The organism is Arthrobacter sp. zg-Y750 (assembly GCF_020907365.1).
Lineage (GTDB): Bacteria > Actinomycetota > Actinomycetes > Actinomycetales > Micrococcaceae > Arthrobacter_B.
The window spans coordinates 25,655-48,956 of sequence record NZ_JAJJOC010000011.1; the positions used below are offsets into that span (position 1 = coordinate 25,655).

Annotated in this window: 24 protein-coding genes, 2 tRNA genes and 1 pseudogene; 19 read left to right on the top strand and 8 right to left on the bottom strand. The window is 65.2% G+C overall.

Annotated features, from left to right (window positions below):
* Nucleotides 1-77 precede the first annotated feature (77 nt).
* From LOC57_RS07040 to LOC57_RS07085, 10 genes are all read left to right on the top strand, one after another.
* On the top strand, nucleotides 78-320 hold the full coding sequence (locus LOC57_RS07040; RefSeq protein ID WP_227911617.1) for a hypothetical protein: 243 nt from the start codon (nucleotides 78-80) through the stop codon (nucleotides 318-320).
* 35 nt (nucleotides 321-355) lie between these two features.
* Complete coding sequence (gene nadD, locus LOC57_RS07045; protein WP_227911616.1) at nucleotides 356-1,015, top strand: nicotinate-nucleotide adenylyltransferase; 660 nt, start codon at nucleotides 356-358, stop codon at nucleotides 1,013-1,015.
* Nucleotides 1,016-1,037: 22 nt separating this feature from the next.
* Nucleotides 1,038-2,366: a hypothetical protein gene (locus LOC57_RS07050; RefSeq protein WP_229958878.1), complete on the top strand. Its 1,329-nt coding sequence runs from the start codon at nucleotides 1,038-1,040 to the stop codon at nucleotides 2,364-2,366.
* A gap of 24 nt (nucleotides 2,367-2,390) precedes the next feature.
* Nucleotides 2,391-2,777 carry a ribosome silencing factor gene (gene rsfS / locus LOC57_RS07055; protein ID WP_227911614.1) on the top strand — a complete coding sequence of 129 codons (387 nt, stop codon included), beginning with the start codon at nucleotides 2,391-2,393 and terminating at the stop codon, nucleotides 2,775-2,777.
* An 8-nt stretch (nucleotides 2,778-2,785) separates the two neighbouring features.
* A complete protein-coding gene (locus tag LOC57_RS07060; protein WP_227911613.1) occupies nucleotides 2,786-3,469 on the top strand; it encodes a histidine phosphatase family protein in 684 nt (227 codons plus the stop codon).
* Nucleotides 3,470-3,562: 93 nt separating this feature from the next.
* Nucleotides 3,563-3,638 (top strand) — tRNA-Ala (locus tag LOC57_RS07065).
* 46 nt (nucleotides 3,639-3,684) lie between these two features.
* Nucleotides 3,685-3,760 (top strand) — tRNA-Ala (locus LOC57_RS07070).
* A 239-nt stretch (nucleotides 3,761-3,999) separates the two neighbouring features.
* Entirely contained in the window at nucleotides 4,000-4,659 is a 660-nt protein-coding gene (pnuC, locus tag LOC57_RS07075; RefSeq protein WP_227911612.1) for a nicotinamide riboside transporter PnuC, read from the top strand.
* Complete coding sequence (locus LOC57_RS07080) at nucleotides 4,656-5,762, top strand: AAA family ATPase (RefSeq protein WP_227911611.1); 1,107 nt, start codon at nucleotides 4,656-4,658, stop codon at nucleotides 5,760-5,762. Before pnuC ends, LOC57_RS07080 begins: the two co-directional genes overlap by 4 nt.
* Nucleotides 5,762-6,499, top strand: coding sequence for an NUDIX hydrolase (locus tag LOC57_RS07085; RefSeq protein WP_227911610.1), 738 nt, complete (start codon nucleotides 5,762-5,764; stop codon nucleotides 6,497-6,499). Before LOC57_RS07080 ends, LOC57_RS07085 begins: the two co-directional genes overlap by 1 nt.
* On the opposite strand, the gene LOC57_RS07090 is transcribed toward LOC57_RS07085, so the two are convergent.
* From LOC57_RS07090 to LOC57_RS07100, 3 genes are all read right to left on the bottom strand, one after another.
* Nucleotides 6,453-7,277, bottom strand: coding sequence for a lysoplasmalogenase (locus LOC57_RS07090; protein WP_227911609.1), 825 nt, complete (start codon nucleotides 7,275-7,277; stop codon nucleotides 6,453-6,455). The two genes, LOC57_RS07085 and LOC57_RS07090, sit on opposite strands and share 47 nt — an antisense overlap.
* A 74-nt stretch (nucleotides 7,278-7,351) precedes the next feature.
* Entirely contained in the window at nucleotides 7,352-8,671 is a 1,320-nt protein-coding gene (locus LOC57_RS07095; RefSeq protein ID WP_442860710.1) for a D-arabinono-1,4-lactone oxidase, read from the bottom strand.
* The gene (locus LOC57_RS07100) at nucleotides 8,668-9,969 is read right to left on the bottom strand and encodes an alanine racemase (protein ID WP_229958880.1); all 1,302 of its coding nucleotides are present in this window, start codon (nucleotides 9,967-9,969) and stop codon (nucleotides 8,668-8,670) included. Before LOC57_RS07100 ends, LOC57_RS07095 begins: the two co-directional genes overlap by 4 nt.
* A gap of 205 nt (nucleotides 9,970-10,174) precedes the next feature.
* Here LOC57_RS07100 and LOC57_RS07105 point away from each other — a divergent pair, with 205 nt between their 5' ends.
* Both LOC57_RS07105 and LOC57_RS07110 read left to right on the top strand, forming a co-directional pair.
* On the top strand, nucleotides 10,175-11,281 hold the full coding sequence (locus LOC57_RS07105) for a fatty acid desaturase family protein (protein WP_229958882.1): 1,107 nt from the start codon (nucleotides 10,175-10,177) through the stop codon (nucleotides 11,279-11,281).
* A gap of 49 nt (nucleotides 11,282-11,330) precedes the next feature.
* Nucleotides 11,331-12,404, top strand: a complete 1,074-nt coding sequence (locus tag LOC57_RS07110) for an App1 family protein (RefSeq protein ID WP_227911605.1) — start codon at nucleotides 11,331-11,333, stop codon at nucleotides 12,402-12,404.
* Here LOC57_RS07110 and LOC57_RS07115 read toward each other — a convergent pair whose 3' ends face one another.
* The gene (locus LOC57_RS07115; protein ID WP_229958884.1) at nucleotides 12,405-13,193 is read right to left on the bottom strand and encodes an SDR family NAD(P)-dependent oxidoreductase; all 789 of its coding nucleotides are present in this window, start codon (nucleotides 13,191-13,193) and stop codon (nucleotides 12,405-12,407) included.
* A 216-nt stretch (nucleotides 13,194-13,409) separates the two neighbouring features.
* Here LOC57_RS07115 and LOC57_RS07120 point away from each other — a divergent pair, with 216 nt between their 5' ends.
* Nucleotides 13,410-13,964, top strand: a complete 555-nt coding sequence (locus tag LOC57_RS07120; RefSeq protein WP_227911603.1) for a TetR/AcrR family transcriptional regulator — start codon at nucleotides 13,410-13,412, stop codon at nucleotides 13,962-13,964.
* Here LOC57_RS07120 and LOC57_RS07125 read toward each other — a convergent pair.
* Together LOC57_RS07125 and LOC57_RS07130 are read right to left on the bottom strand one after the other, a co-directional pair.
* Complete coding sequence (locus tag LOC57_RS07125; protein ID WP_227911602.1) at nucleotides 13,939-15,036, bottom strand: FUSC family protein; 1,098 nt, start codon at nucleotides 15,034-15,036, stop codon at nucleotides 13,939-13,941. The genes LOC57_RS07120 and LOC57_RS07125 overlap by 26 nt on opposite strands.
* 40 nt (nucleotides 15,037-15,076) lie before the next feature.
* On the bottom strand, nucleotides 15,077-16,015 hold the full coding sequence (locus LOC57_RS07130) for a LysR family transcriptional regulator (protein ID WP_229958887.1): 939 nt from the start codon (nucleotides 16,013-16,015) through the stop codon (nucleotides 15,077-15,079).
* A gap of 431 nt (nucleotides 16,016-16,446) precedes the next feature.
* Here LOC57_RS07130 and nrdH point away from each other — a divergent pair, with 431 nt between their 5' ends.
* The 4 genes from nrdH (at nucleotide 16,447) to nrdF (ending at nucleotide 20,451) form a co-directional block, all read left to right on the top strand.
* Nucleotides 16,447-16,692 carry a glutaredoxin-like protein NrdH gene (nrdH, locus tag LOC57_RS07135; RefSeq protein ID WP_146361766.1) on the top strand — a complete coding sequence of 82 codons (246 nt, stop codon included), beginning with the start codon at nucleotides 16,447-16,449 and terminating at the stop codon, nucleotides 16,690-16,692.
* Between the two features lie 102 nt (nucleotides 16,693-16,794).
* Nucleotides 16,795-17,289 carry a class Ib ribonucleoside-diphosphate reductase assembly flavoprotein NrdI gene (gene nrdI / locus LOC57_RS07140; protein WP_229958951.1) on the top strand — a complete coding sequence of 165 codons (495 nt, stop codon included), beginning with the start codon at nucleotides 16,795-16,797 and terminating at the stop codon, nucleotides 17,287-17,289.
* Nucleotides 17,286-19,424, top strand: coding sequence for a class 1b ribonucleoside-diphosphate reductase subunit alpha (nrdE, locus tag LOC57_RS07145; RefSeq protein WP_227911635.1), 2,139 nt, complete (start codon nucleotides 17,286-17,288; stop codon nucleotides 19,422-19,424). Before nrdI ends, nrdE begins: the two co-directional genes overlap by 4 nt.
* 52 nt (nucleotides 19,425-19,476) lie before the next feature.
* On the top strand, nucleotides 19,477-20,451 hold the full coding sequence (nrdF, locus tag LOC57_RS07150) for a class 1b ribonucleoside-diphosphate reductase subunit beta (protein WP_227911600.1): 975 nt from the start codon (nucleotides 19,477-19,479) through the stop codon (nucleotides 20,449-20,451).
* A gap of 164 nt (nucleotides 20,452-20,615) precedes the next feature.
* On the opposite strand, the gene LOC57_RS07155 is transcribed toward nrdF, so the two are convergent.
* Nucleotides 20,616-21,182 carry an MOSC domain-containing protein gene (locus tag LOC57_RS07155; protein WP_229958888.1) on the bottom strand — a complete coding sequence of 189 codons (567 nt, stop codon included), beginning with the start codon at nucleotides 21,180-21,182 and terminating at the stop codon, nucleotides 20,616-20,618.
* A gap of 80 nt (nucleotides 21,183-21,262) precedes the next feature.
* Here LOC57_RS07155 and LOC57_RS07160 point away from each other — a divergent pair, with 80 nt between their 5' ends.
* Nucleotides 21,263-22,411: an epoxide hydrolase family protein gene (locus LOC57_RS07160; RefSeq protein ID WP_229958890.1), complete on the top strand. Its 1,149-nt coding sequence runs from the start codon at nucleotides 21,263-21,265 to the stop codon at nucleotides 22,409-22,411.
* A gap of 11 nt (nucleotides 22,412-22,422) precedes the next feature.
* On the opposite strand, the gene LOC57_RS07165 is transcribed toward LOC57_RS07160, so the two are convergent.
* Nucleotides 22,423-22,803: a serine/threonine protein phosphatase gene (locus tag LOC57_RS07165; protein WP_229958892.1), complete on the bottom strand. Its 381-nt coding sequence runs from the start codon at nucleotides 22,801-22,803 to the stop codon at nucleotides 22,423-22,425.
* A gap of 335 nt (nucleotides 22,804-23,138) precedes the next feature.
* On the opposite strand from LOC57_RS07165, the pseudogene LOC57_RS16590 reads away from it, so the two are divergent.
* Nucleotides 23,139-23,267 (top strand): annotated as a pseudogene (locus LOC57_RS16590) (DivIVA domain-containing protein); the annotation flags it as partial.
* Between the last annotated feature and the right edge of the window lie 35 nt (nucleotides 23,268-23,302).

Below are 23,302 nucleotides of genomic sequence, written 5' to 3' on the forward strand. Positions count from 1 at the left end.
TCCCGTTACGCGTACCATTGACTTAGAAACCGAACGCCGGCCACCCGGCGGAACCTACAGATCCCTAGGGGAGATACATGCTGATCCAGCTTACGGGCGCCGTGCTTCATGCTGCGGAGATGGCCGAAGAACACCACGTCGAGCTTCCGGTGTCCCCGTACGTCTACGGCGGGGTCATCATGGCGCTGCTGCTGCTCCTGATGCTCGTCACCGTGTCCTTCACCAACGTCGGCAACCGGCACGAGGCCGAAGCGGAGCATGTGGATCCCCAGCGCCAGTTCGCGAACAAGCATGACCACGGCCAGGCAATCCAGGACTGACGTTCCCGGTGCAGTCAGCGGAGGCATTTATCCCCATGGGTGAGCCGCAGCGGACAGATGTCAACGGAAAACGAAGGTTCCGTCTGGGAGTCATGGGCGGAACGTTTGATCCCATCCACCACGGCCACCTGGTGGCGGCAAGCGAAGTGGCAGACCGGTTCGACCTGGACGAGGTGGTTTTCGTACCCACCGGCGAACCGTGGCACAAGCCGGCGGCGCAGCAGGTAAGCCCGGCGGAACACCGGTACCTGATGACCGTCATCGCGACGGCTTCGAATCCCCGGTTTACTGTCAGCAGGGTGGACATTGACCGGCCCGGGCCCACGTACACCATTGATACACTGCGGGATCTGAAGGCGGCACGGCCCGAGGCCGATCTGTTCTTCATTACCGGAGCGGATGCCATGGCCCAGATCCTTTCCTGGAAGGACATCCAGGAGCTGTGGTCCCTCGCCCACTTTGTGGGGGTCACCCGGCCCGGGCACGTCCTGGAAAACATGGGGCGGGAGGACGTATCCCTGATGGAGGTGCCGGCCATGGCAATCTCTTCCACGGACTGCCGCCGCCGAGTGGTTGAGGGCAAGCCCGTCTGGTACCTGGTGCCGGACGGAGTGGTGCAGTACATCGCCAAGCACCGCCTCTACGCCGCCGGCCGGAATACTCCGGACCCGGCGGAAACCGAAACAGTAGCGTAAACAAATACCGGATGGGTAGGAAATGACTAACGGTCCAGAGTCCGCGCCGCGGCGCAGCCGCCGGGCGGCTGACGTACCGGTCGATTCCCCGGCGGGGCCGCGGGAACGGGAGTCCCAGCAGCGCGCCCGCGACCGGGAAGCGTTGCGTGCGTCCAAGGCCCTGGCCGAGACGCAGGAGCGCCGGGACAACGGACGCGACACCGGAACGGCTCCGCCTACCCGCCGGCAGCTCAGGCTTCAGCAGCAGCGCGCTGCAGAGGCCGGGACCGCCGCCGTGCGTGGGTCGGTTGCCGCCGCAGACCCTGCACCTGCTCCCGTTGAGCCCCTGCGGCGCGAACGGCGCCGCGCGCCCGAAACCTCCGCACCGGATGTCCCCGCACCGGCACCCTCCACGCCGCCCTCGCGGCGCAGCGCCCGCAAGGCTGCTTCCCCGGAGGCAGTTGCCCGGGACGCAGTTACCCGGGAGGGTGCAGCTTCTGAGGCCGGGAACCGCCCGGAAGCCAAGCCTGGCGACACCAAGTCCGCCGAAACCAAGTCTGCGGACCCCAAGTCCGCCGAAACCAAGCCTGCCGATGCCAAGCCGGCGGACACCAAGGCCGCCGAAACCGGACCGGCCCGCGGCGCGGACCCTAATGCCGACGTAGCGGGCATGAGCGTTGAGCAGGCACTGGCTGCCCGCCAGGCGCTGGAAGGCCAGGCCCGCAACCACGTTGCGGCCATGGAGGCCATGGCCGCAGATGACCCGGACGCCGTCGACCAGGAACTGCTGGCCCAGCAGAAGGCTTTGGCGGAGCGCGCGAAGGTCCTCAACCGCCGGACCGAAGCCATCCGGAAACTCTCGCAGGAGAACGAGCGGCGCAAGCCCTCCTCCAGCGATCCCACCACCGCCCACAACCTGGCGATGGTGACACCGCTGGAATTCGTGAAGGTTCCGGGGATGGAACACCCGGTCATGAAGGCGCCGCCCACGTCGCATGTGCCGATTGTTACTTCCACCACGCCCCAGGTCGGTCCCGCGGGACCGGCCGCCCGTTCCATGCCCGCAGTCCCGGCGAACGGTCCGGCCCAGCGCCCGGCCGCGCCCCGCCGCAGGTCGGCGGACGCCTCGGATGTGCGGCACTCGCGCATCCTGGCCCGCGCCGACGCGCTGGTCAATGCACCCCTCGAATCCGAAGAAGCGGCGCGTCCTGTAGGCGCCCGCAGCGCCTTCGGGCTCGACCCCCTCGATGTTATGACGGCCGGACTCGGCCGTACCCGGAGGCTGCGCTTTGCGGTCTTCGGTGTTGCAGGTCTGGGCACGCTTGCCCTGATCGTCGGAGTACTAATGATCGTCGGCGGCCTTGGCGGCTGACCGATTTCCCCAAGGAGACACACTTTGAGCGCCACCGAATCTTCCATTGACATTGCACGGGCGGCGGCCAAAGCGGCGTCGGACAAGATTGCCGACGACATTGTCGCCATTGACGTCAGCGAACGCCTGGCCATCACGGATGTCTTCCTCATTGCATCGGCCTCGAACGAGCGCCAGGTCAACGCCATTGTTGACGGCATTGAGGAGGAGCTGTCCAAGAAGGGCCTCAAGCCCGTCCGCCGCGAAGGACGCAGCGAAGGCCGCTGGGTGCTGCTGGACTACGCCAACGTAGTGGTGCACGTCCAGCACGAAGAAGACCGCGTCTTCTACGCACTTGAGCGCCTGTGGAAGGACTGCCCTGTGGTGGATCTCCAGCTCGAAGACGCCTCCGCCGCGGCCGAGTCAGAGTAAGCCTGCCCGTGAGCGCTCCAGCCCCCTGGGATCCCGGTTCTGCGTCGCGGCGCGTGGTGTTTTGGCGCCACGGCCGCACCGAATGGAACCGGGTGGGGCGCTTTCAGGGGCAGCAGGACATTGCCCTTGATCCCTCCGGTGTGCGGCAGGCAGCCGAGGCGGCCGCCGTGCTCCGTTTCCTGGAACCTGCTGCGATCGTCTCGTCCGATCTGGGCCGTGCACTGAACACGGGCAGGTCCCTCGGTGCGCTCCTCGGCCTCGAGGTCGCCCAAGACAAGCGCCTGCGGGAGACCTTCGCCGGGACGTGGGAGGGCCGCACCTTTGCGCAGATCGGCGAGCAGGACGCCCCGCTGCTGGCTGCATGGTCAGCCGGCGTGGGCAGTGTCCGGGCCGGCGGCGGTGAAACGCGTGTCGACGTCGGCACGCGCGTGGCCGCAGCCGTGAACGACGCCGTTCAGGGCGTGGAGCCCGGCGGCACGCTGGTGGTGGTCAGCCACGGGGGAGCCATCCGTGCCGGCATCTGCGCACTGCTGGGACTGCCCGCTGAGTCCTGGGCCGTAATTTCCGGGGTTTCCAACTGCCACTGGTCCGTACTGCAGGAAGTTCCCGACCGGCGCGGGCAGCCCGCGTGGCATCTGACCCAGCACAACGTTGGGCTGGACTCGCTTCCCACCGGACCGGTGGAGGGCTGAGAAGCGATTTTGCGCTCCTGCGGATTTGTACTAAGGTAGAGGAGTTGCTTCGCCCCAATGAGGGGGAAAACGGGGTAAACAACCAATAGTTTTGGGGCTGTGGCGCAGCTGGTAGCGCACCTGCATGGCATGCAGGGGGTCAGGGGTTCGAGTCCCCTCAGCTCCACCAAAACCTTCGGGACACCGAAGGATTTGCGGTGGAAACACTGAAGTTTGGGGCTGTGGCGCAGCTGGTAGCGCACCTGCATGGCATGCAGGGGGTCAGGGGTTCGAGTCCCCTCAGCTCCACCAAGCAAAACTCCATAAGTGTCAAAAACCAAATAAGCGTCAACAGACATTTCCAGGAAATTAGCCTCGCCGGCCGGCGGGGCTTTTTTGTGTCCGCGATTCTATGCCGCCGGTCCGACTCCATAGGTTTTGGCAGTGCCGGTGATGCAGATCACATATTCCCCCGGACATGGCCCTTCCCCGATCAGCTCTGCTGCCCTAGGGTGTTTATTGTCAGAGTGACAATAAATATGGAGGACGACATGAACGCAGTACTGGATTGGATGAACTCCCCGGCAGCAACGCTGCTTGGAGCACCGGTCAGCTGGATCGAAGTCATCGGGTTCGTTACCGGTGCAGCCTGCGTCTACGGCGTTGCCCGGCAAAAGTCCTGGAACTGGCCGGTCGGCATCGTGAACAACGTGGCGTTCATTGTGCTGTTCTTCGGCGCCGGACTGTACGGGGAGACACTGCTGCAGGCTGTGTTCGCCGCTGTATCGGTCTACGGCTGGTACAACTGGGTGCGGGGCGCCAAAAGCACGGACGGAAAGGGTGACCTACCCATCCGTGACGGCCGCAGGGCTGAGATTGCCGGCGGCCTCGGCGCCGTGGTGCTGGCTACCGTGGGCATTGCCCAGATCCTCCTGCACGGCACTGATTCCCAGGTTCCCTGGCCGGACGCCTTCGTCCTGGCAGCTTCGCTGCTGGCTACCTTCTGGCAGGCCAAGAAGATCTTCCAGCACTGGTACGTGTGGATTGTGATCGACCTGGTCAGCATCCCGCTCTACTTCTCCCGCGGACTTAACCTCACCGCCATCCTCTACATCGGCTTTACCGCCCTCTGCGTCTACGGTCTCGCGGGCTGGACGCGTACCCGCAAGGCAGCGGAGACGAGCACCGGCATGGGGAAGGTCGCGGCATGAACCGCTTCGGGCAGGGAGTAGTCATCGGCAAGTTCTATCCGCCGCATGCAGGCCACCGTCACCTCATAGCCGCCGCCGCCGGGCAATGCACCGGTCTCGCCGTCGTTGTCCTGGCCAGCCGGTTCGAAAGCATCAGCATGGAGAACCGGGTGAAGTGGCTGGCGGCGGAGTTCGAGGGTTCAAACGTCACGGTCATCGGCATGCCCGATGACTGCCCCGTGGACTACGGCTCCCGGGCCATCTGGAAGGCGCACAACGAGGTGCTGCGCCTGGCCCTCAAGATGAAGGGCATCACGGCCGTAGACGCCGTGTTCAGTTCCGAGGATTACGGCCGGCAACTGGCAGGGGACTTCGGTGCGGCCCACGTGATGGTGGACCGGGAGCGGATGGACCATCCGGTCAGCGGAACCCTCTGCCGTGATGACCTCCGCGCTGCCTGGGCCGACGTCATCGGGCCTGCCCGGCAGGACCTGGCCGTGCGGATCATCGTGGTTGGCGCCGAGTCCACCGGGACCACCACCCTTGCCGCGGCCCTGACCGGGCACTATCGGAAGAGCTACCCGGATCTGGCCGACGTGCCGGAATACGGCCGCCAGTTCACGTACGACAAGTTCGCAGCGGCGCAGGCGGCGGACCCCGACGCCGTCCTCACCGACATGGTATGGACCGCCGCGGACTTCGCACACATCGGCGAGCGGCAGAACCAAATGGAAAACGATGCAGCCGACCGGTGTCCGCTGGTTATAGCCGACACGGATGTGATCACTACCGCGCTCTTCGAACGGGTCTACATCGGCGAACAGAGCTACGGCTCCTACCTTGCCGTTGAGCGTATTCCACGCCGTGACCTCTACCTCATCACCGACCACGAGGGAGTGCCGTTCGAGGACGACGGCTGGCGCGAGGCGGAGCATCCGCGGGCCGAGATGACCGAATGGTTCAAGGAGGAACTCACCGCGGCAGGCGCGTCCTGGATCCTCGTTTCCGGCACCCGGGAAGAGCGCCTGGCCACGGCAACTGAGATCATTGACTTGATCATCGCCCGGCGGAACCACTTCACCTCCCCGCCCTGGGCCACCCGCACCGTACTGGCAGGACGCTGATGGACACTGAAGAAGAACGGTTCCTCAAGGACTACACCCCCCGGGAGTATCCCTCCGTTGCCCTGGCCGTGGACCTGGTGGTCTTCGCCGTCACCGGGGGTACCTTGAATGCCGCCTTCGTGCGCCGCGGCGCACATCCCTTCAAGGGCTCCCTGGCCTTGCCCGGCGGATTTGTTTCACCGGACGAGGACGCCCTTACCGCTGCCTGGCGGGAGCTTCAGGAGGAAACCGGGCTGGAGCTGGGGGCGCACCGCGCCCACGTTGAGCAGCTGGCTACCTTCAGCGCACCGGCGCGTGATCCCCGGATGCGGGTGGTGTCCGTTGCCCATCTGGCGCTGCTGGCAACCGACGGCCGGGCACTGCCGGACCTGGCGACCGGGAGCGACGCCGCATCGGCGCAATGGCTGCCCGTATACGACGTCCTGGCCCGGGAATGCCTGGCCTTTGACCACCGGGAGATCCTTACCGCCGCGCTGGACCGCCTGGCGGGCAAGATCGAATACACGCTCACTGCCGCCAGGCTCCTGCCGGAGGAATTCACGCTCAACCAGCTCCGCCGCGCATATCAGGCGGTATGGAACACGAATAAGCTCGACGCCGGGAACTTCACCCGGAAAATGACCGGCGCGCTGCAGGACACCGGCCGAAAAGTCACCCGCGGAAAGGGCGCCCCCGCTACGGTGTTCACCGTCAAGGACGAGTACTTAAGTCCGCCGCTGATCCGCCCGGCAGCGTAGCCGCACGGCCGGCTGGGCGCAGGCGGTGCAGGACCCCGGCAACAATGAGTCCCTGCCCCGCGCAGTAGGTCAGCATCACCATGGCACTGGTCCAGCCGGGCATGGCATCGGGCATGAAAATCCGGAAGGACAAGATGGTGTCCGATGCCAGGAACAGCACGCCGCCGGCGGCCACCACCGGCCCGCAGCGCGACGCCGTCGCTGCGGTTCCGGCCAGGACAATCCCGTAAGCGGCCACTGCGAGGGACAGCGAACCGAGGACCGGCCACAGCACCACCAGCATCAGCACCCACCACAGCGGATACACCAGCGCCCAGCGCGGAAACCGGCGGCCGGACGCGTACCGGGCCATGAGCCAGATGTAGCAAAGGTGAGCAATGCCAAAGGAGCCCAGCATGACCGGCAGCTCAGGTGCAAACGGGACGAAGGTGGCGGCGCCGTCGCCCAGCCAGGAAAACAGCAGCGCCCCGAACAGCAAGGCTGCGGGCAACAGGGCGGGGCGCGCAGCTTCGGCGAGGAGCGCAGTTTCGGCGGGGCGCGCAGTTTCGGCGGATGGCTCGCCGGTCTGCTGCTGCTCGGAGGTGCCGGCACTGCGCAAAGCCCATACTGCGGCGACCGCGAGCAGCGGCATCAGGGCCAGCTTGGTGGGGCCGGCGAGATCGTCGGCACCCGCGGCGCGGGCTCCGACATGGATCGCCGAGAGCACGGCAAACGGTACAAACCCCCACCACCGGGAGGGGGACAGGGCTGTCTTCTGATGTTCCGGCGCGGTGGGCACGGCACTCCTTCGGGTCGTCTGGGGCCCATGCTACGGGGTGTGCGCCGTCTTTTCCGGCAGGCCGGTGCGTTCTCTTACGGACCCAGCACCCGCTCCAGATAAGCGTTCCCGAAGACCCGGTCCGGGTCCAACTGGTCCCGGACGGCAAGGAAATCAGCAAAACGCGGATACCGCTCCGCCAGGGCAGATGCGTCCAGAGAATGCATCTTGCCCCAGTGCGGACGGCCCCCGTGGGCGAGCATCACTGCCTCCACTGCCGCGAAATACTCCCGGCAGTCCTCACGGTAATAGCGGTGCACTGCCAGGTAGGCGGTGTCCCGGCCGTAAGCCGTGGACAACCAGCGGTCATCCGCTGCCGCCCAGCGCACCTCCACTGGAAAGGAAATCCGCCACCGGTGCCGGTCAATTACCTGCCGCAGGGCATCGAATACCGCAGGCAGCCGGTCTGCGGGCACCGCGTACTCCATTTCCCGGAACCGGACGGTGCGCCGCTGGGTAAAGACCCGGGGCGAGGCATCGGAGTACTCACGCCCGCCAAGGAGCCGTGCAGCGGTTTTATTCACGGCGGGTATCACTGCCGGCACCGCCACACCGGCAGCACAGGCGGCACGGAAAACGGTGTTGGAAAGCAGCGTTTCGTTGATCCAGCGGCCGGCGGGGCCCAGCGGCCTGCGCTGCGCGGTGCCCGGCAGCCGGGTGTTGGTTTTCGTAGCCGCTCGGTCCGTGTGGGGAAACCAGTAGAACTCGAAATGGTCCGCCGCCTTCACCCGGTCCGGCAGCCCCTGAAGTACGTCGGCCAGCGGCTCGGAGCGTTCCTCGGCATGCAGGACAAACGCGGGCACGCACTGCAGGGTGATGTCGGCGATGACGCCAAGTGCCCCCAGCCCGAGGGCAGCGGCGGGCAGCAGGGGATCGCCGTCGGCAAGGGTGAGCACGCCGCCGTCGGGCTGGATCAGCGTCAGCCCCGTCACTTGGGTGCTGAGACCGCCGAAACCGGCCCCGGTCCCGTGCGTACCCGTGGACACCGCACCGGCAATGGACTGCCGGTCAATGTCGCCCAGGTTCGGCATGGCCAGCCCATAGGGCGCCAGCAGGTCCGGTATCCGGTGCAGCCTGGTGCCCGCGTGCAGCCGCACGCGCCCAGTTCCCGGCTCCACCCCGATCAGTCCCTGCAGGCGCTTCAGGTCCAGCAGGACTCCATCCGTGGCGGCAATAGCGGTAAAGCTGTGCCCTGCCCCCACTGCCTTGACCCGGCTGCCCGCGGCTGCGGCCGCGGCGACCGACCGCTGCAGGGCGGCGGCGCTGTCCGGCTGCTCCATCCGCAGGGGAACGGCCGATACGCTGCGGCCCCAGTTCCGCCACGGGCGGGCAGTCTTTCCTCCGGAGATGCTCACAGGAACGCCTTTCCCTCGCCGCGGTAAGTAGGCAATTCGGCGACGATGCGCCCGGCTTCCACCACGTGGTATCTCGTGACGTGTTCGGCGGGTTCGCCGCTTTTTGCGTGCCGGAACCAGACGCGGTCCCCGGCGCGCAGGGCAGCAGCGCCGGCTCCGCGCAGGGGAGTCTGGACTTCTCCGGCGCCTTCGCGGGGCAGCAGGCGCAGGCCCTGCGGCCACACCGGCTGCGGACTGCGGCCCGGCCCCGGCGGACCGGAGGCAATCCAGCCCCCGCCGAGGACCGTGGCGATCTGCGGTGCGGGGCGCCGTACGACGTCGAACGCATAGGCCGCCGCGGGAGCGGGAGTGAAGGCGCGGTAACCGTCAAAGAGACGGCCGGCGAACAGGCCGGATCCGGCGGTCATCTCGGTGACCACAGGGTCGGCACGGGTAGCCTCGAGCGAACCGGTGCCGCCGCCGTTGACGAATTCAAGATCCGCGACGCCGTGCAGCCCGGCCGTAATCCGGCCGCGGCGTTCGCGGAGCTCGGTCATGGACCGGGGCTGGATCCGGCGCATCATGGCATTCATGGGCCCGGCACCCGGAACCGTGTCTCCGATCCCGGCTATTTGGGCTTCGTACATCATCAGCCCCACCAGCCGGAATCCGGGGCGGTCGGCAATACGGGCACCCATCCGCACTGCGTCGGCAGGGCGGTGCAGGGGAGAGCGGCGGGTGCCGATGAAGCCCAGGACCGGTGCACGCCATGAGGCGTCCGCATCCAAGCAGATCCGCAGTTCGGGACGCCGGGAGGACGGGAGCACGGCGTCCACCAGGTCAAGCTGGGCCTCGTCGTCAACCATTAGCGTGACCCGGGAAGCAAGGAGTTCGTCCGCCAGCAGGCGTTCCAGCGCGGGGCGGTCGGTGCTCGGATAGCCCACCAATACATCATCACAGCGCTCGGCCAGCCATAAGGCTTCTGCCAGGGTGTAGGCGAAAACCCCGCGGAAACCCGGATGCTGCAGCAGCTCCTCCATGACTGAGCGGACCCGCAGCGACTTGCTGGCGACCCGCAGCGGTATCCCGGCGGCCCGCCGCAGCAGGTCCGCCGCATTCCAGCGCAGCGCCTCCAGGCCCAGAACCGCCACGGGTGCCGGCAGGGCCGCCGTCGCACCGGAAAGGCCTGGCCAATACTCCCCGGTGTCCAGCCATGGCTGCGGAAGGGCGGTGCCGTACGCCGTCGTCCCGTCCGGGCCGGCATGCGGGACCAGCCGCAGTCCGGCGTCCCGAGGCCCGCCGTCGACGTGCTCCGCCATGGTGTGCTCCTTTGTTTGGCAACACCATAGGCGGGATTCCGCAGCCGGAGACCCTAGGCGCGCAGGCGAACGACAGTCAACCGCGGCCACGGTAACGGTACGGTCACAGACAAACACCAGCCTTCCGGGTTAGGCTAGTCACATCTGTAGAGCGAATCCGCTCGTTAGGGCGGCTGGGAAGTCGTAGAGACCACCAGAAGGCCGCATGAGCACAACCGCACCCTCCACCGCATCCTCCGCCGCAGTTCCGGCTGGGACCCCGGGGGAAAAGAAGCCCCGCCGCAACATCACCAGCACCTACTCCGGACTCCTCAAAGCGGTCCGTGACGAGGGGCTGCTGAAACGCCGGCGGTCCTTCTACATCAGCACCTTCATTTTCCTGTGCGCCGGCCTGGTGGCTGCTGCGACAGGCTCCTTCTTCATCGGGGAAAGCTGGTTCCAGCTGCTTATCGCGGCCGCGCTGGGCATCCTCCTGACCCAGCTGGCCTTCATTGCGCACGAGGCCTCGCACCGCCAGGTCTTCGAATCAGGACCCGCGAATGACCGTGCCGGAAAGTTCGTAGCGAACGCCGTCGTCGGCATCAGCTACCAGTGGTGGATGAACAAGCACAGCCGGCACCACGCCAACCCCAACACGGTGGGCAAGGATCCGGACATTGATATGGACACCATCTCCTTCCTGCCGGAACAGGCGGCGCGCCAAAAGGGGTTCATGGCGTGGTTCGCCCGCCGCCAGGGCTGGCTGTTCTTCCCCCTGCTGATGCTCGAGGGCATCAATCTGCACGCGACCTCCATCAAGCACCTCTTTGCAAACAAGGAGGTCAAGGGCCGCATCTCCGAACTGGTGATGGTGTTCACTCGCCTGGGCCTGTATGTGGGTGCCGTGTTCTTCTTCCTGCCGGTGGGAATGGCCTTCGCCTTTATCGGCGTACAGCTTGCGGTGTTCGGCGTCTACATGGGCGCATCCTTTGCCCCGAACCACAAGGGCATGCCGATCCTCCCGAGGGACTCCAAAGTGGACTTCCTGGGCCGTCAGGTACTGACCTCCCGCAATATCGTGGGCCGCGGGATGAACACCCTGATGGGCGGACTGAACTACCAGGTGGAACACCACCTGTTCCCGAGCATGCCCCGGCCGCACCTGGCCCGGGCCAGCCAACTGGTGAAGGAACACTGCGCCAAGCATTCCATTCCCTACACCGAGACCACCCTGGTGCAGTCCTACGCCATAGTGGTTCGATACCTCAACGAAGTGGGCCTGTCCGCCCGGGACCCGTTCGATTGCCCGATGCGGTCCAAGTACCGCATCTAGCCGGGCCGCAGCGAAGAGCCGCGTTCAAAGCTTCTGACAGACTGGGAACATGACAAAAAACCCCGCAGCCCGTCCGGCGGACACAACGCAGGTGGCACACCTCGGCATGCGCATGGAGGATTCCATCCACGCCTGGCGCGATGAACGCGCCCGCAAACGGGGCGACGTGCAGACCGTCCTGCCGTTCACCGGCTACGGCTCCACCGAATGGGTACGGGTCCTGGGCCGGGTCATCCTGGCCAAGCCCGGTTACTTTGACGGTGCTGAAAAGTCGATGGCGTCAAAGGCGATCGCCGACGGCATCCGCGGCTGGCGGAACTTCATGAGCCCGCCCGTCAACAAGGCGACTGTCACCGTCATTGTGGGCGGCCAGAAGCACGTGGTCACCGCAGACCGCGGGGGAGTGGTGGATGCCATCCTTCCGGCGGATCTGGCGCCCGGCTGGACCACCGTCCTGCTTCGTTCCGAAGACGGCGAAGAAACCACGGCACCGATCTACGTGGTGGACCCTGCCGCTGAGCTGGGCGTGGTCTCCGACATCGACGACACCATCATGGTCACTGCCCTGCCCCGTCCAATGCTGGCAGCATGGAACACCTTTGTCCTCGACGAGCATGCCCGCACGCCCACACCCGGCATGGCCGTGATGATGGACCGGCTGGCCAGGGAAAACCCCGTGGGCCCGGTGCTTTATCTCTCCACCGGCGCCTGGAACGTGGCCGCCACCCTGACGCGGTTCATCACCCGCAATCTGTATCCGGCCGGTCCGCTGCTGCTCACCGACTGGGGCCCCACCACTGACCGCTGGTTCCGCAGCGGGCAGGCGCACAAACGCACCCAGCTGGAGCGGCTGGCGCAGGAATTCCCGGACATCAAGTGGCTGCTGATCGGCGATAACGGCCAGCACGACGAAGAGATCTACGCAGACTTCGCCCAGCGCCACCCGGAGAACGTCCGGGCCATCGCGATCCGCCAGCTCTCGGCAGGCGAAGCGGTGCTGGCCGGCGGCCGGACCGGCAAGCCGGGGGAAACCCCGGTGGAGGTGCCGTGGATCTATGCTCCGGACGGCGCCGGGATGTCCCGCCAGCTAGCCGAACTGGGCCTGCTGCCCGACGCCGGCTAGCTAGAGGGTCTCGCCGGCATCGGCCAGGAGGGTGCTTCCGGTCATAATCATGGCCATGTCACTGGCCGCGAAGAGCACCACCCGTGCAATGTCGTCGGGAGTGCCAGGCCGTCCGATCAGGCTTTGCTGCATCACGTCGAGGGCAGGCATTTCAATACCTGCCGCCGCTGCGGCGTCGAGGGCCGCGTTGGCCGCGGCTATGTTCCCCTCGGTGGGGACGTAGCTCGGTGCCACACCGAGTACGCGGATTCCCAGGGGTGCCAGGTCCACTGCAAGCGATTTGGTAAGGCCCACTGCGGCATGCTTCGAGCTTACGTACGCAGCCATTCCCGGGAAGGCAACCTGGAAACCGGCTGTCGAGATGACATTGACGATGGCGCCGCCGGCAGACATCCGTTTCGCCGCTTCGCGGGCACCAAACAGGACACCGCGCGCGTTGACTGCGAAGACCTGGTCCCACATCGCGTCAGGCATCTCCAGTACGGGTACGTTCGGGAAAATACCGGCGTTGTTGACCCATATGTCCAGTCCGCCGAGCTCATCAACGGCACGGTCAGCAGCGGCCGCGACGGAATCCGCCTCGGTGACGTCTGCACGTACCCCCACTGCGGTCACCCCGTACCGGTGCGCCAGTTCTGCAGCAGCGTCCGCTGCGGCCTCTTCATTGAGGTCGATCATCAGCAAGTCGGCACCCGCTTCTGCGAGGCGTGCTGAAATGGCCTTTCCCAGGCCCTGGGCCGCACCAGTCACGACGGCTCGTCGTCCGCGGAGTGAGACCAGCTCGGACAAGGGATTATTCGAAACGTCAGTGAACGGGTATGCCAACGCGGGCCTCCAGATTGGTGCGGATTTACCGCCAAGCTACCGGGATCACCGCTAAATGGCAACCCTTTGTTGCCATTTATTTGCCGGTCCCGCACGGCAGGCAGGCGCTGGTACGGTGGGTGGATGCAGAGGCCAGCACGGCGGACGGCAGGCACACAAACCGGTCCGCGAAGCGTGCACGTGATCGAGAGTGTTCGGGCTGCGACCCTCGAGGAACTGGCCAAGACCGGCTTCGCTGACCTCACTATGGAACGCGTGGCGCGCGCCGCGGGAGTGAACCGGACCACCCTCTACCGCCGGTGGCCGTCCAAGGCGGCCCTTCTCGCCTATGTCGTGGAGCCGCTGCTTGAGAAGTATGACTCCATCCTGCCCACGGAAAGCCTGTACGAGGATCTGTTTCGGCTTATGGAGGCAATGCGCGAAAACGCTGCCCGGCCGGAAGGACGTGCACTGTTCGCAGCGATCGGCCAGCAATCCGCTGATCTGGCAGGCACGGTCGAGCAGCTCTCGGTCAGGACCCTCGCCGCCTTTCACCGGCTTTTTGCGGCCGGCCTTGAGCGGGGGGAAGTGTCAGTGGACGATGATCGGGAAACCGCTGCGCACCTGGCCTTCTATGGAGTAGGCATGTGGGAGCTGACCTATCACCGTCCAGCCGCCGACGAGGATTTACACCGCATCCTGCGTGCTGTCCTCGCCCCGTTCGGGCAAGTCAGGCGTCGTCCGTCTCCGCGGTGATGATCCGCAGGATGCGGCGCAGGTCCATGGCCAGCGCCGCTGTCGAGTCCACGGGGCTATCGGCTGAGGCAGTGGTGTTGACCAGGCGTACCAGGTCCACCAGAGCCTCCGTTGCCGCCGAGTGCTCCTCGCTCTGCGGATCCCAGACCTCCACCGCCTCGCCGCACGCATTCACGGCGTCGGCCAAAGGAGCGATCAGGGATGCAGGGACGGCGACATGCTCCGGGTTGCGCCAGATCGCGTCGGTGAGCACTTCGGTCATGTCCTTCACATGCCTGGTGGCACGTTCCATGGCCCGCAGGGCACGGTAGTCAGCGCTGATGTCACGCCGGTATTTGCGGCGGCGGATATTCCCGTGCCTGCTGTTGTCGGCGAGCTCCACGGCCTCACGGACCTCCCGGGTCAGGGCATCGAGCTCGTTTTCCCGCTGCGCCCAGTCATCATGTTCGGGCGGCCAGGTCTCCTCCAGCGCCCGGCCCATGTCCCGAAGCTGGCGCGCCAGCGATTTTCTTAGGGTCACCAGCCCGTTAACGGCGCCGTTCAGGTGCAGCGGCGGGAAAATCAGGGCGTTGACCGCCAGTCCAACCACCACCCCCACCAGCATCTGCACGCCGTAGCCGAAGGAGTACCCGTCGGGATCATCACCGCCCAGGACCAGGACAAACAGTGCGGCCATCGGCACGTATTCGCGCCCGGAGGCACCGAGGAACGACAATCCGCCAAGGAGTACGCCGATGCCGACAATCACGGAGATGGTCCACACGTTCGGTGTGCCGATCAATAGGGCTCCGAGTGCCAGGAGCATTCCGGTCACCAGACCCGCCAGCGTCTCCATGCCGGTGCGGAATGACCCGGACACGGTGGGGTACATGCTGATGATGGCGCCGAGGGGCGCGTAGTACGGGTACTGCGAAGCTACCCCTGGGACGTGCGGGGCAATAGTCCAGGCAATGCCGACAGCGAGCGTCGCCTTGAAGGCAAGCTGGAAGCGGGTGTAGCGCAGGACTCCGGTCACACGGTTGGTAACGGCAGTCAATGACCGTTTGGGGAGGATTTTTTCACCGGTGGTCATTCCGCCAGTATTGCGCGGGCACGGCCCGGACGACGATTTTTCAGGCCTGCTGCGGCCCGGATGTGGGCATCGGCACAATGCTCCGCCGGCCCAGTATGTCCGCCAGCCGGTCCAGGAAAAGCCGGACCTGGACGTTCTGCTCGTGGATCAGCAGCGCGAAGATGCTGCGTGCAAGGCGGATTTCGGGAACGTCCAGCACCACCGTGCCGGCCGGCCGGTTCAGCATGGCCAGCTCCGGCACCAGCGCCGCGCCCAGGCCCGCGGCGGCCATGGCCAGGCTCGCGTTGAAGTCATCGCACCAGGCCGCCACCTGCGGGTGCAGGCTGCAGCTGGCAAAGAGCCGCTCGATCACCAGCGCATCCGGGGTGCCCGGGTGGTGCATGATCCACGGCATGCCGGCCAGCTGCTCCGCGGTGACCTCCGAACCGCTGCGGATGCCCCAGGATTCGGGCAGCACCACCCGGAAGTCGTCGTCGCCCAGCCAGCGCCGGCTGATGGTGGAGGGCCAGGCCAGCCCGCCCTGGCCCACCTGGTAAACCAGCGCGACGTCGAGGTCCCCGCCGCTGCGCAGCCCCTGGATGGTCTGTGCGGGTTCCGCCACGGACAGTTTCAGGTCGATGCCCAGGTTCTGCCATTCGGGCGAGGCCATCATCTCGGGCAGGGCGAACGTGGCCAGGCTGGGGAAGATACCCAAGCGCAGTTCGTGCCCCCGGGTGCTGCCGGTCCGTGCCGCGGCGGCAATGAGGGCGTCCATGTCCGTCAGCACCTTCACCGCATGGCGGGCCATAACGACGGCGGCTTCCGTGGGGGAGGCGGTCCGCGCCGAACGCTCGAAGAGAAGTGCGCCGGTGTCCTTTTCGAGAGCGGACATCTGCTGCGATACCGCAGATGCCGTGTATCCCAGCCGCAGTGCGGCGGCAGCGAAGGACCCGGTGCGGATGACCTCCAGCAAGGTCTTTAAATGGACCGGATTCACCATCTCAGCGTCCTCCTTCTCAGCCCGGCGGCGTCGACCACAATATCTAGTGTCCGGGGGTACTAGGCCCGACACGCCCACGGTACGCGACACGCATGAATCTTGCCTGTCTCGTCACACGCCCGGGCAGGTTCTGCACAGGCTGTGGAGAACCGGCTCCCGGGCGCGGAAATCCCCGGAATTACTGCGCTGTTCCCTGTGCAAAAACTGTGGACGGAGACCCTCTGTAATGACATACTTGTAATACATCATGTAGGGGTTCCGCCTCTGGGGGCGCACTAGATGTAGTGTCTGGGCATGTGACTGGATGTAGTATCTAGGAACAGACTTCGAGCTTCACCAAAGCTTCAACACAGCTTCACAGCAAGCTTTCGCAGAGCCTGCAAACACGCTTCAGTAAACAGACTTCACGCTTCACTAGGGGAGACCACGCCATGACCGTTACGGTTTACACCAAGCCCGCCTGCGTACAGTGCAACGCCACTTACCGTGCCTTGGACAAGAAAGGCATTGTGTACCAGAGCGTGGACATGTCGCAGGACCCCGAGGCCCTCGAGCGCGTCCGTGCCATGGGCTACATGCAGGCACCCGTTGTCGTCACCGAACAGGACTCCTGGTCCGGCTTCCGGCCCGACAAGATCGAAGAGCTGGCCCAGGCGCAGGTTTCCTCCGTCGCCTAGGACTGCCCCCGGGCAGGACAGGGGTGCGGTTTTCGCGCACCGCTTCCGGCCACGCACCACCCGCGCAGAACCGTCAGGAGCGCAGCAACCATGACACTGGGGATGGCAGACCAGGCCGGCTATCCGGCATCGGCATCCGCAGGGGAGAGGCAACCGGAAACGGATGCGTCCCTGATCTATTTCTCTTCGGCTTCCGGGTACACCCGCCGCTTTGTGCAAAAGCTCGGGATCCCTGCGGCCCAGCTCCCGCTCCACACCCACCAGCCCACCCTGCTGGCCCGCCGTCCCTATGTGCTGCTGCTCCCCACTTACGGAGGAACCGCAGCCCAGCCCGGGGCCGCGGCAAAGGGGGCGGTTCCCAAACAGGTCATCAAGTTCTTGAACAACGAAGACAACCGGTCCCTGATCCGGGGCGTGATCGGGGCGGGCAACACCAACTTCGGGGACTCCTACTGCCTCGCGGCGGACATCATCGCCGTGAAGTGCAAGGTCCCTGTGCTGTATCGATTTGAACTCATGGGCACGTCCGAGGACGTTGCCAAGGTTAACGAAGGATTGGAAAAGTTTTGGACACATCAGTCGCAGAAGCCGGCATGACGGACTCCAAGGAGCTCCCGGAGGCTTATAAGGGGTTGGGCTATCACGAGCTCAACGCCATGCTGAACCTGTACGGCAAGAACGGCGAGATCCAGTTCGACGCCGACCGCGCTGCTGCGCGCCAGTACTTCCTTGAGCACGTTAACAACAACACGGTGTTCTTCCATGACCTGGAAGAGAAGCTCGAATACCTGGTGAAGAACGACTACTACGAGCGGGAAACCCTCGACCAGTACTCCATGAACTTCATCAAGGACCTGTACCAGCGGGCCTACAAGAAGAAGTTCCGCTTTGAGACCTTCCTTGGCGCCTTCAAGTTCTACACCTCGTACACGCTGAAGACCTTCGACGGCAAGCGGTACCTGGAGCGCTACGAAGACCGCGTGTGCATGGTTGCCCTGCACCTGGCCCGCGGTGACGAGCAGCTGGCCATCCAGATGGTGGATGAAATCATCGAGGGCCGCTTCCAGCCGGCCACCCCCACCTTCCTCAACGCCGGCAAGGCCCAGCGCGGCGAGCTGGTCTCCTGCTTCCTGCTGCGCATCGAAGACAACATGGAGTCGATCGGCCGGTCCATCAACTCCGCACTCCAGCTCTCCAAGCGCGGCGGCGGCGTAGCCTTCGCACTGACCAACATCCGCGAGGTCGGCGCGCCGATCAAGCAGATCGAGAACCAGTCCTCCGGCGTCATCCCCGTAATGAAGCTCCTCGAAGACAGCTTCTCCTACGCGAACCAACTCGGTGCCCGCCAGGGCGCCGGCGCCGTGTACCTGCACGCCCACCACCCGGACATCAACAAGTTCCTGGACACCAAGCGTGAAAACGCGGACGAGAAGATCCGCATCAAGACCCTCTCGCTCGGCGTCGTGGTTCCGGACATCACCTTCGACCTGGCCAAGCGCGACGAGGACATGTACCTGTTCTCCCCGTACGACGTCGAGAAGGTTTACGGCATGCCCTTCTCCGACATCTCGGTCACCGAGAAGTACTACGAGATGGTGGACGACGCCCGGATCAAGAAGACCAAGATCCGTGCCCGCGAGTTCTTCCAGACCCTCGCCGAGATCCAGTTCGAGTCCGGCTACCCGTACATCATGTTCGAAGACACGGTGAACCGGGCCAACCCGATCGACGGCAAGATCATCATGTCCAACCTGTGCTCCGAGATCCTCCAGGTCTCCCAGCCCACCACGTACAACGATGACCTCTCCTATGACGAGACCGGCAAGGACATTTCCTGCAACCTCGGCTCGCTGAACATTGCCAAGACCATGGATTCCCCGGACTTCGGCCGGACCATCGAAACGTCCATCCGCGCCCTGACCGCTGTATCGGACATGAGCCACATCGGTTCCGTGCCGTCCATCGCCAAGGGCAATGACCAGTCGCACGCCATCGGCCTGGGCCAGATGAACCTGCACGGCTACCTGGCGCGTGAGCGGGTCCACTACGGCTCTGAAGAGGGCATCGACTTCACGAACATCTACTTCTACACGGTGGTTTACCACGCCGTGCGGGCGTCGAACCTGCTGGCCATTGAAACCGGCCGCAAGTTCGCCGGCTTCGAGCGTTCCAAGTACGCCTCGGGGGAGTACTTCGACAAATACGTCAACCAGGAATGGCTGCCGCAGACCGAGCGTGTGCGTGAACTGTTTGCGAACGTGCACATCCCCACCCAGGCCGACTGGGCGGCGCTGAAGGCGTCGGTGATGGAGCACGGCATCTACAACCAGAACCTGCAGGCTGTCCCGCCCACCGGCTCGATCTCCTACATCAACAACTCCACCTCCTCGATCCACCCGGTGGCCGCGAAGATTGAGATCCGCAAGGAAGGCAAGCTCGGGCGCGTCTACTACCCGGCTCCGTACCTGACCAACGACAACCTGGAGTACTACCAGGATGCGTACGAAATCGGCTACGAGAAGATCATCGACACCTACGCCGCTGCCACGCAGCACGTGGACCAGGGCCTGTCCCTGACGCTGTTCTTCAAGGACACTGCCACCACCCGTGACATCAACAAGGCGCAGATCTACGCCTGGCGCAAGGGCATCAAGACCATCTACTACATCCGCCTGCGCCAGCTCGCGCTGGAAGGCACCGAGGTTGAGGGCTGCGTTTCCTGCATGCTGTAAGGCTCTGCCCGCTGCACACCCTCCCCGGAACTTTGAAGACAAGGATTAATTCATGACCGAGAAGCTGAAGCTGATCGACCACGTGCAGGCGATCAACTGGAACCGCATCCAGGACGAAAAGGACGTAGAAGTCTGGAACCGCCTGGTCAACAACTTCTGGCTGCCGGAGAAGGTGCCGCTGTCCAACGACGTCCAGTCCTGGGCCACGCTCACACCCGAAGAGCAGCAGCTGACCATGCGCGTTTTCACGGGCCTGACCCTGCTGGACACCATGCAGGCCACCGTTGGCGCCGTCTCGCTGATCCCCGATGCGCTAACCCCGCACGAGGAAGCGGTCTACACGAACATTGCGTTCATGGAGTCCGTGCACGCCAAGAGCTACTCCTCGATTTTCTCCACCCTGGCTTCCACCAAGGAGATTGACGAGGCGTTCCGCTGGTCCACGGAGAACGAGAACCTGCAGCGGAAGGCGCAGATTGTCACCCAGTACTACCGCGGCGATGATCCCCTGAAGCGCAAGATCGCCTCCACCCTGCTGGAGTCCTTCCTGTTCTACTCCGGCTTCTACCTGCCGATGTACTGGTCCTCCCGGGCCAAGCTGACAAACACGGCCGACCTGATCCGCCTGATCATCCGCGACGAGGCCGTGCACGGCTACTACATCGGCTACAAGTTCCAGCGCGGTCTGGAGACCCTGCCGGAGGAACGCCGCCAGGAGCTGAAGGACTACACGTACGAGCTGCTCTTTGAGCTGTACGAAAACGAAGTCCAGTACACGCACGACCTGTACGACGGCGTCGGCCTGGCCGAGGACGTCAAGAAGTTCCTGCACTACAACGCCAACAAGGCGCTGATGAACCTGGGCTACGAAGCCATGTTCCCGTCCACCCTGACGGACGTGAACCCGGCAATCCTCTCGGCCCTGTCCCCGAACGCGGACGAGAACCACGACTTCTTCTCCGGGTCCGGTTCCTCCTACGTGATCGGCAAGGCCGTGAACACGGAAGACGACGACTGGGACTTCTAGTTCCTTAGCTGAACCAGCACTGCCGCCGCGGCGGACCTACACGGTCCGTTGCGGCGGCTTTGGTTTAACGGCCGTTTCCCGCTCCTGCACCGCACCGATTGCGTATGGACGACAGTGGATGCCTCGGGCCGCGTCCCTGGGGAGAGCTGCCCATGCCGGAGGGATCAGGGGAGGCGGCCGGGCCGCAGCAGCGTGGGGTGCCCGGCCCGGGCAGGATCCAGCGGGACCGGACTGATCAGCACGGCGGGTCCGCGCTGCAGTACGCCGCTGGTCAGGGGCCGGCAGCGCAGGCCCCCGCGGCCGCGCATGGCCTTGTGCGCCCCGGGTGCCAGGACGGTGTCCATCCAGGCGCAGGGGTGGGCGTGCCGGCCTCCGTGGAACTCCACGCTGCCGCCGGCGGTCTGAAGAGTGAAATCCTGGCCGATCAGGGGCACCAGCTCCGCACCGCGCAGCACCACGTTGCGCCGTGTCAGCAGCGGATCGAAGGGCCCGGCCCCGAGGTCCGCAGCGATGGCCTCCAGCGACTCGGCGGCGAAGAGCGTCACAGCGGCATCCATGTGGGCGGCCTTGCCGAAAAACCGGTCTCCAACGATTCCTTTCCCGGCCACCACTTCCACCTGCCCGGCATCGGAGGTGGCGACGTCGGCGGGCCCGTCCTTGGCGCGGCCGAAGTAGGCGTGGCTGCCGGAGACCAGCAGGTGCAGGATCTCGACGTCGTACTCGTAGGTCATGCTTCCACGCTAACCCGCCCCGGACACAGCCCTGGTACTAAGCTGTGCCTCCGGAGACCGGTCAGCCGAGGGAGCAAGCAATGTCCGATGCCGTGCGCACCTTTGAACTCCATGTGCCCGATGAAGCCCTGGCGGACCTTCGGGACAGGTTGGGGCGTACACGGTGGCCGGAGCCGGAGGCAGCGGGTAAGTCCGTCGGGCACACCGGCTGGCCGCAGGGACCGCCGCTGGACTACGTCCGTGCGCTGGCGTCGGCGTGGCCGGACCACGACTGGCGGCAACTGGAGGACCGGCTCAACGCTCACGGGCAGTCACTGGCCGTCGTCGGAGGACTGGATATCCACTTTCTGCACATACGCTCGTCCCGTCCCGACGCCCGTCCGCTGGTGCTCACGCACGGATGGCCCGGATCACTGGTTGAGCCGCTGGAGGTGATGGATGTACTGGCAAACCCGCCGGACCCGGCCATGCCGGCGTTCCACGTTGTGGCGCCGTCGCTGCCCGGCTATGGTTTCGGCGGCAAGCCAGCGTCTTCGGGGTGGAACGTAGACCGGACAGCAGATGCCTGGGTGGAACTGATGAGCCGCCTGGGTTATTTCCGGTTCCTGGCTGCCGGGGGAGACTGGGGCGGCCGGGTAACCGCCTCGCTGGGCCGGCGTTATCCGGACCTGGTTGCCGGGCTGCACACTTTTACCCCCTATGTGGTGGACCCGCCGGAACCGGATGGCTACGGACGGCTCAGTCCGCTGGAACGGCAGTGGGTGGCCGAGCTGCAGGAGTTCCGCCGTACCGGCAGCGGCTACTCCCTCCAGCAATCCACCCGCCCGCAGGCCTTGGCTTACGCACTGACCGACTCCCCGGTGGGACAGCTGGCCTGGCTGCTCGACAAATTCTGGGCCTGGACGGATCACGGCGGGGACCCGGCAGCCGCCATCAGCCGGAACCGGATGCTGGATACCGTCAGCTTTTATTGGTTATCGGCAACGGCGGGGTCCTCGGCCAGGTTCTATTGGGAGAATTTTCCTCCGGACGATTCAGGGCCGGTCAACGTTCCCTCTGCCGTGACGGTTTTCCCTGCCGATATCGAAAAAATACCGCGCCCCTGGGCGGCACACCGTTTCACCGACCTGCGGTCTTACCGGATGGCCGGACACGGCGGGCATTTCCCCATGCTCGAAGTGCCTGCCCTTTACGTGGAGGAGCTGCGGCACGGCTTCAGCCTGATGTAGCGCCCGCCGGGCTACTGACCGGGAAACTCCGTTGTGTGCAGCCGGTCCGTGGGCAGCGGGAGGTCAATGGACCTCCGCAGGTCCGCTGACTTCGCAATGGCTCCTTCCGTGGTGGGGGCCACCCGCACCGAGCCGCGCCGCACCTCCTGGATGAGGACGGGCATCCGGCCGCCGTCGACGTCGAGCCACCAGTCCTCCGTGAACATCCGCAGGCCCAGCTCATCCAGCAAATTCTCTGCCTCGTCCAGTTCCATGGCTTCCCCGCACTGGCGGTGCAGCAGGTCGAACGGGACGAAGCCGCCGTCGTCGGCCAGATGGATGTATCCAACGTGCTCGCCGTCGTGCGAGCGGCGGTGGTCAAAGGTGTTCTCGGGAGGCAAGGGGCCGGTCATGGCAGGAAGCCTACAACCGAATCCATCGCCGGGGCCTGTGTCCCATCCGCGAAAGGATTCCTGCAGGCATTACGATGGCGGCGGATAAATACCCTAGTGAAAGCCGGAGGCGCATGTCTTTTGAAAATATGTCCGTATTGGCCGAGAGCAATAATGACAACGGCGGATTGTTGGTTATCGGCGGAGCACTGATTGCCGCACTGCTGATTTTTGTGCTGACAAGGGTATTCAAGTCGAAAGGCACGCGACCCGGTGCGCCCGCGAAAACCGGGACACCCGGCGGAATTGCTGTGTCCGGAACGATTCCCGCACCTGGACCAAACGGTGCCCCGGTAATGCTCAAGACCGTATCAACGGAGAATTCCGTCCTCACCGCCGAAGACGTTGTGCTCAAGCGGTTCCGGCCCACGAAATTCGTGGCCGGGTATGACCAGACCCAGGTGGATGTGTTCCTGGACCGGGCCGTCCAGGAACTCAGGCGGCTTGAAGGTGACCCCCT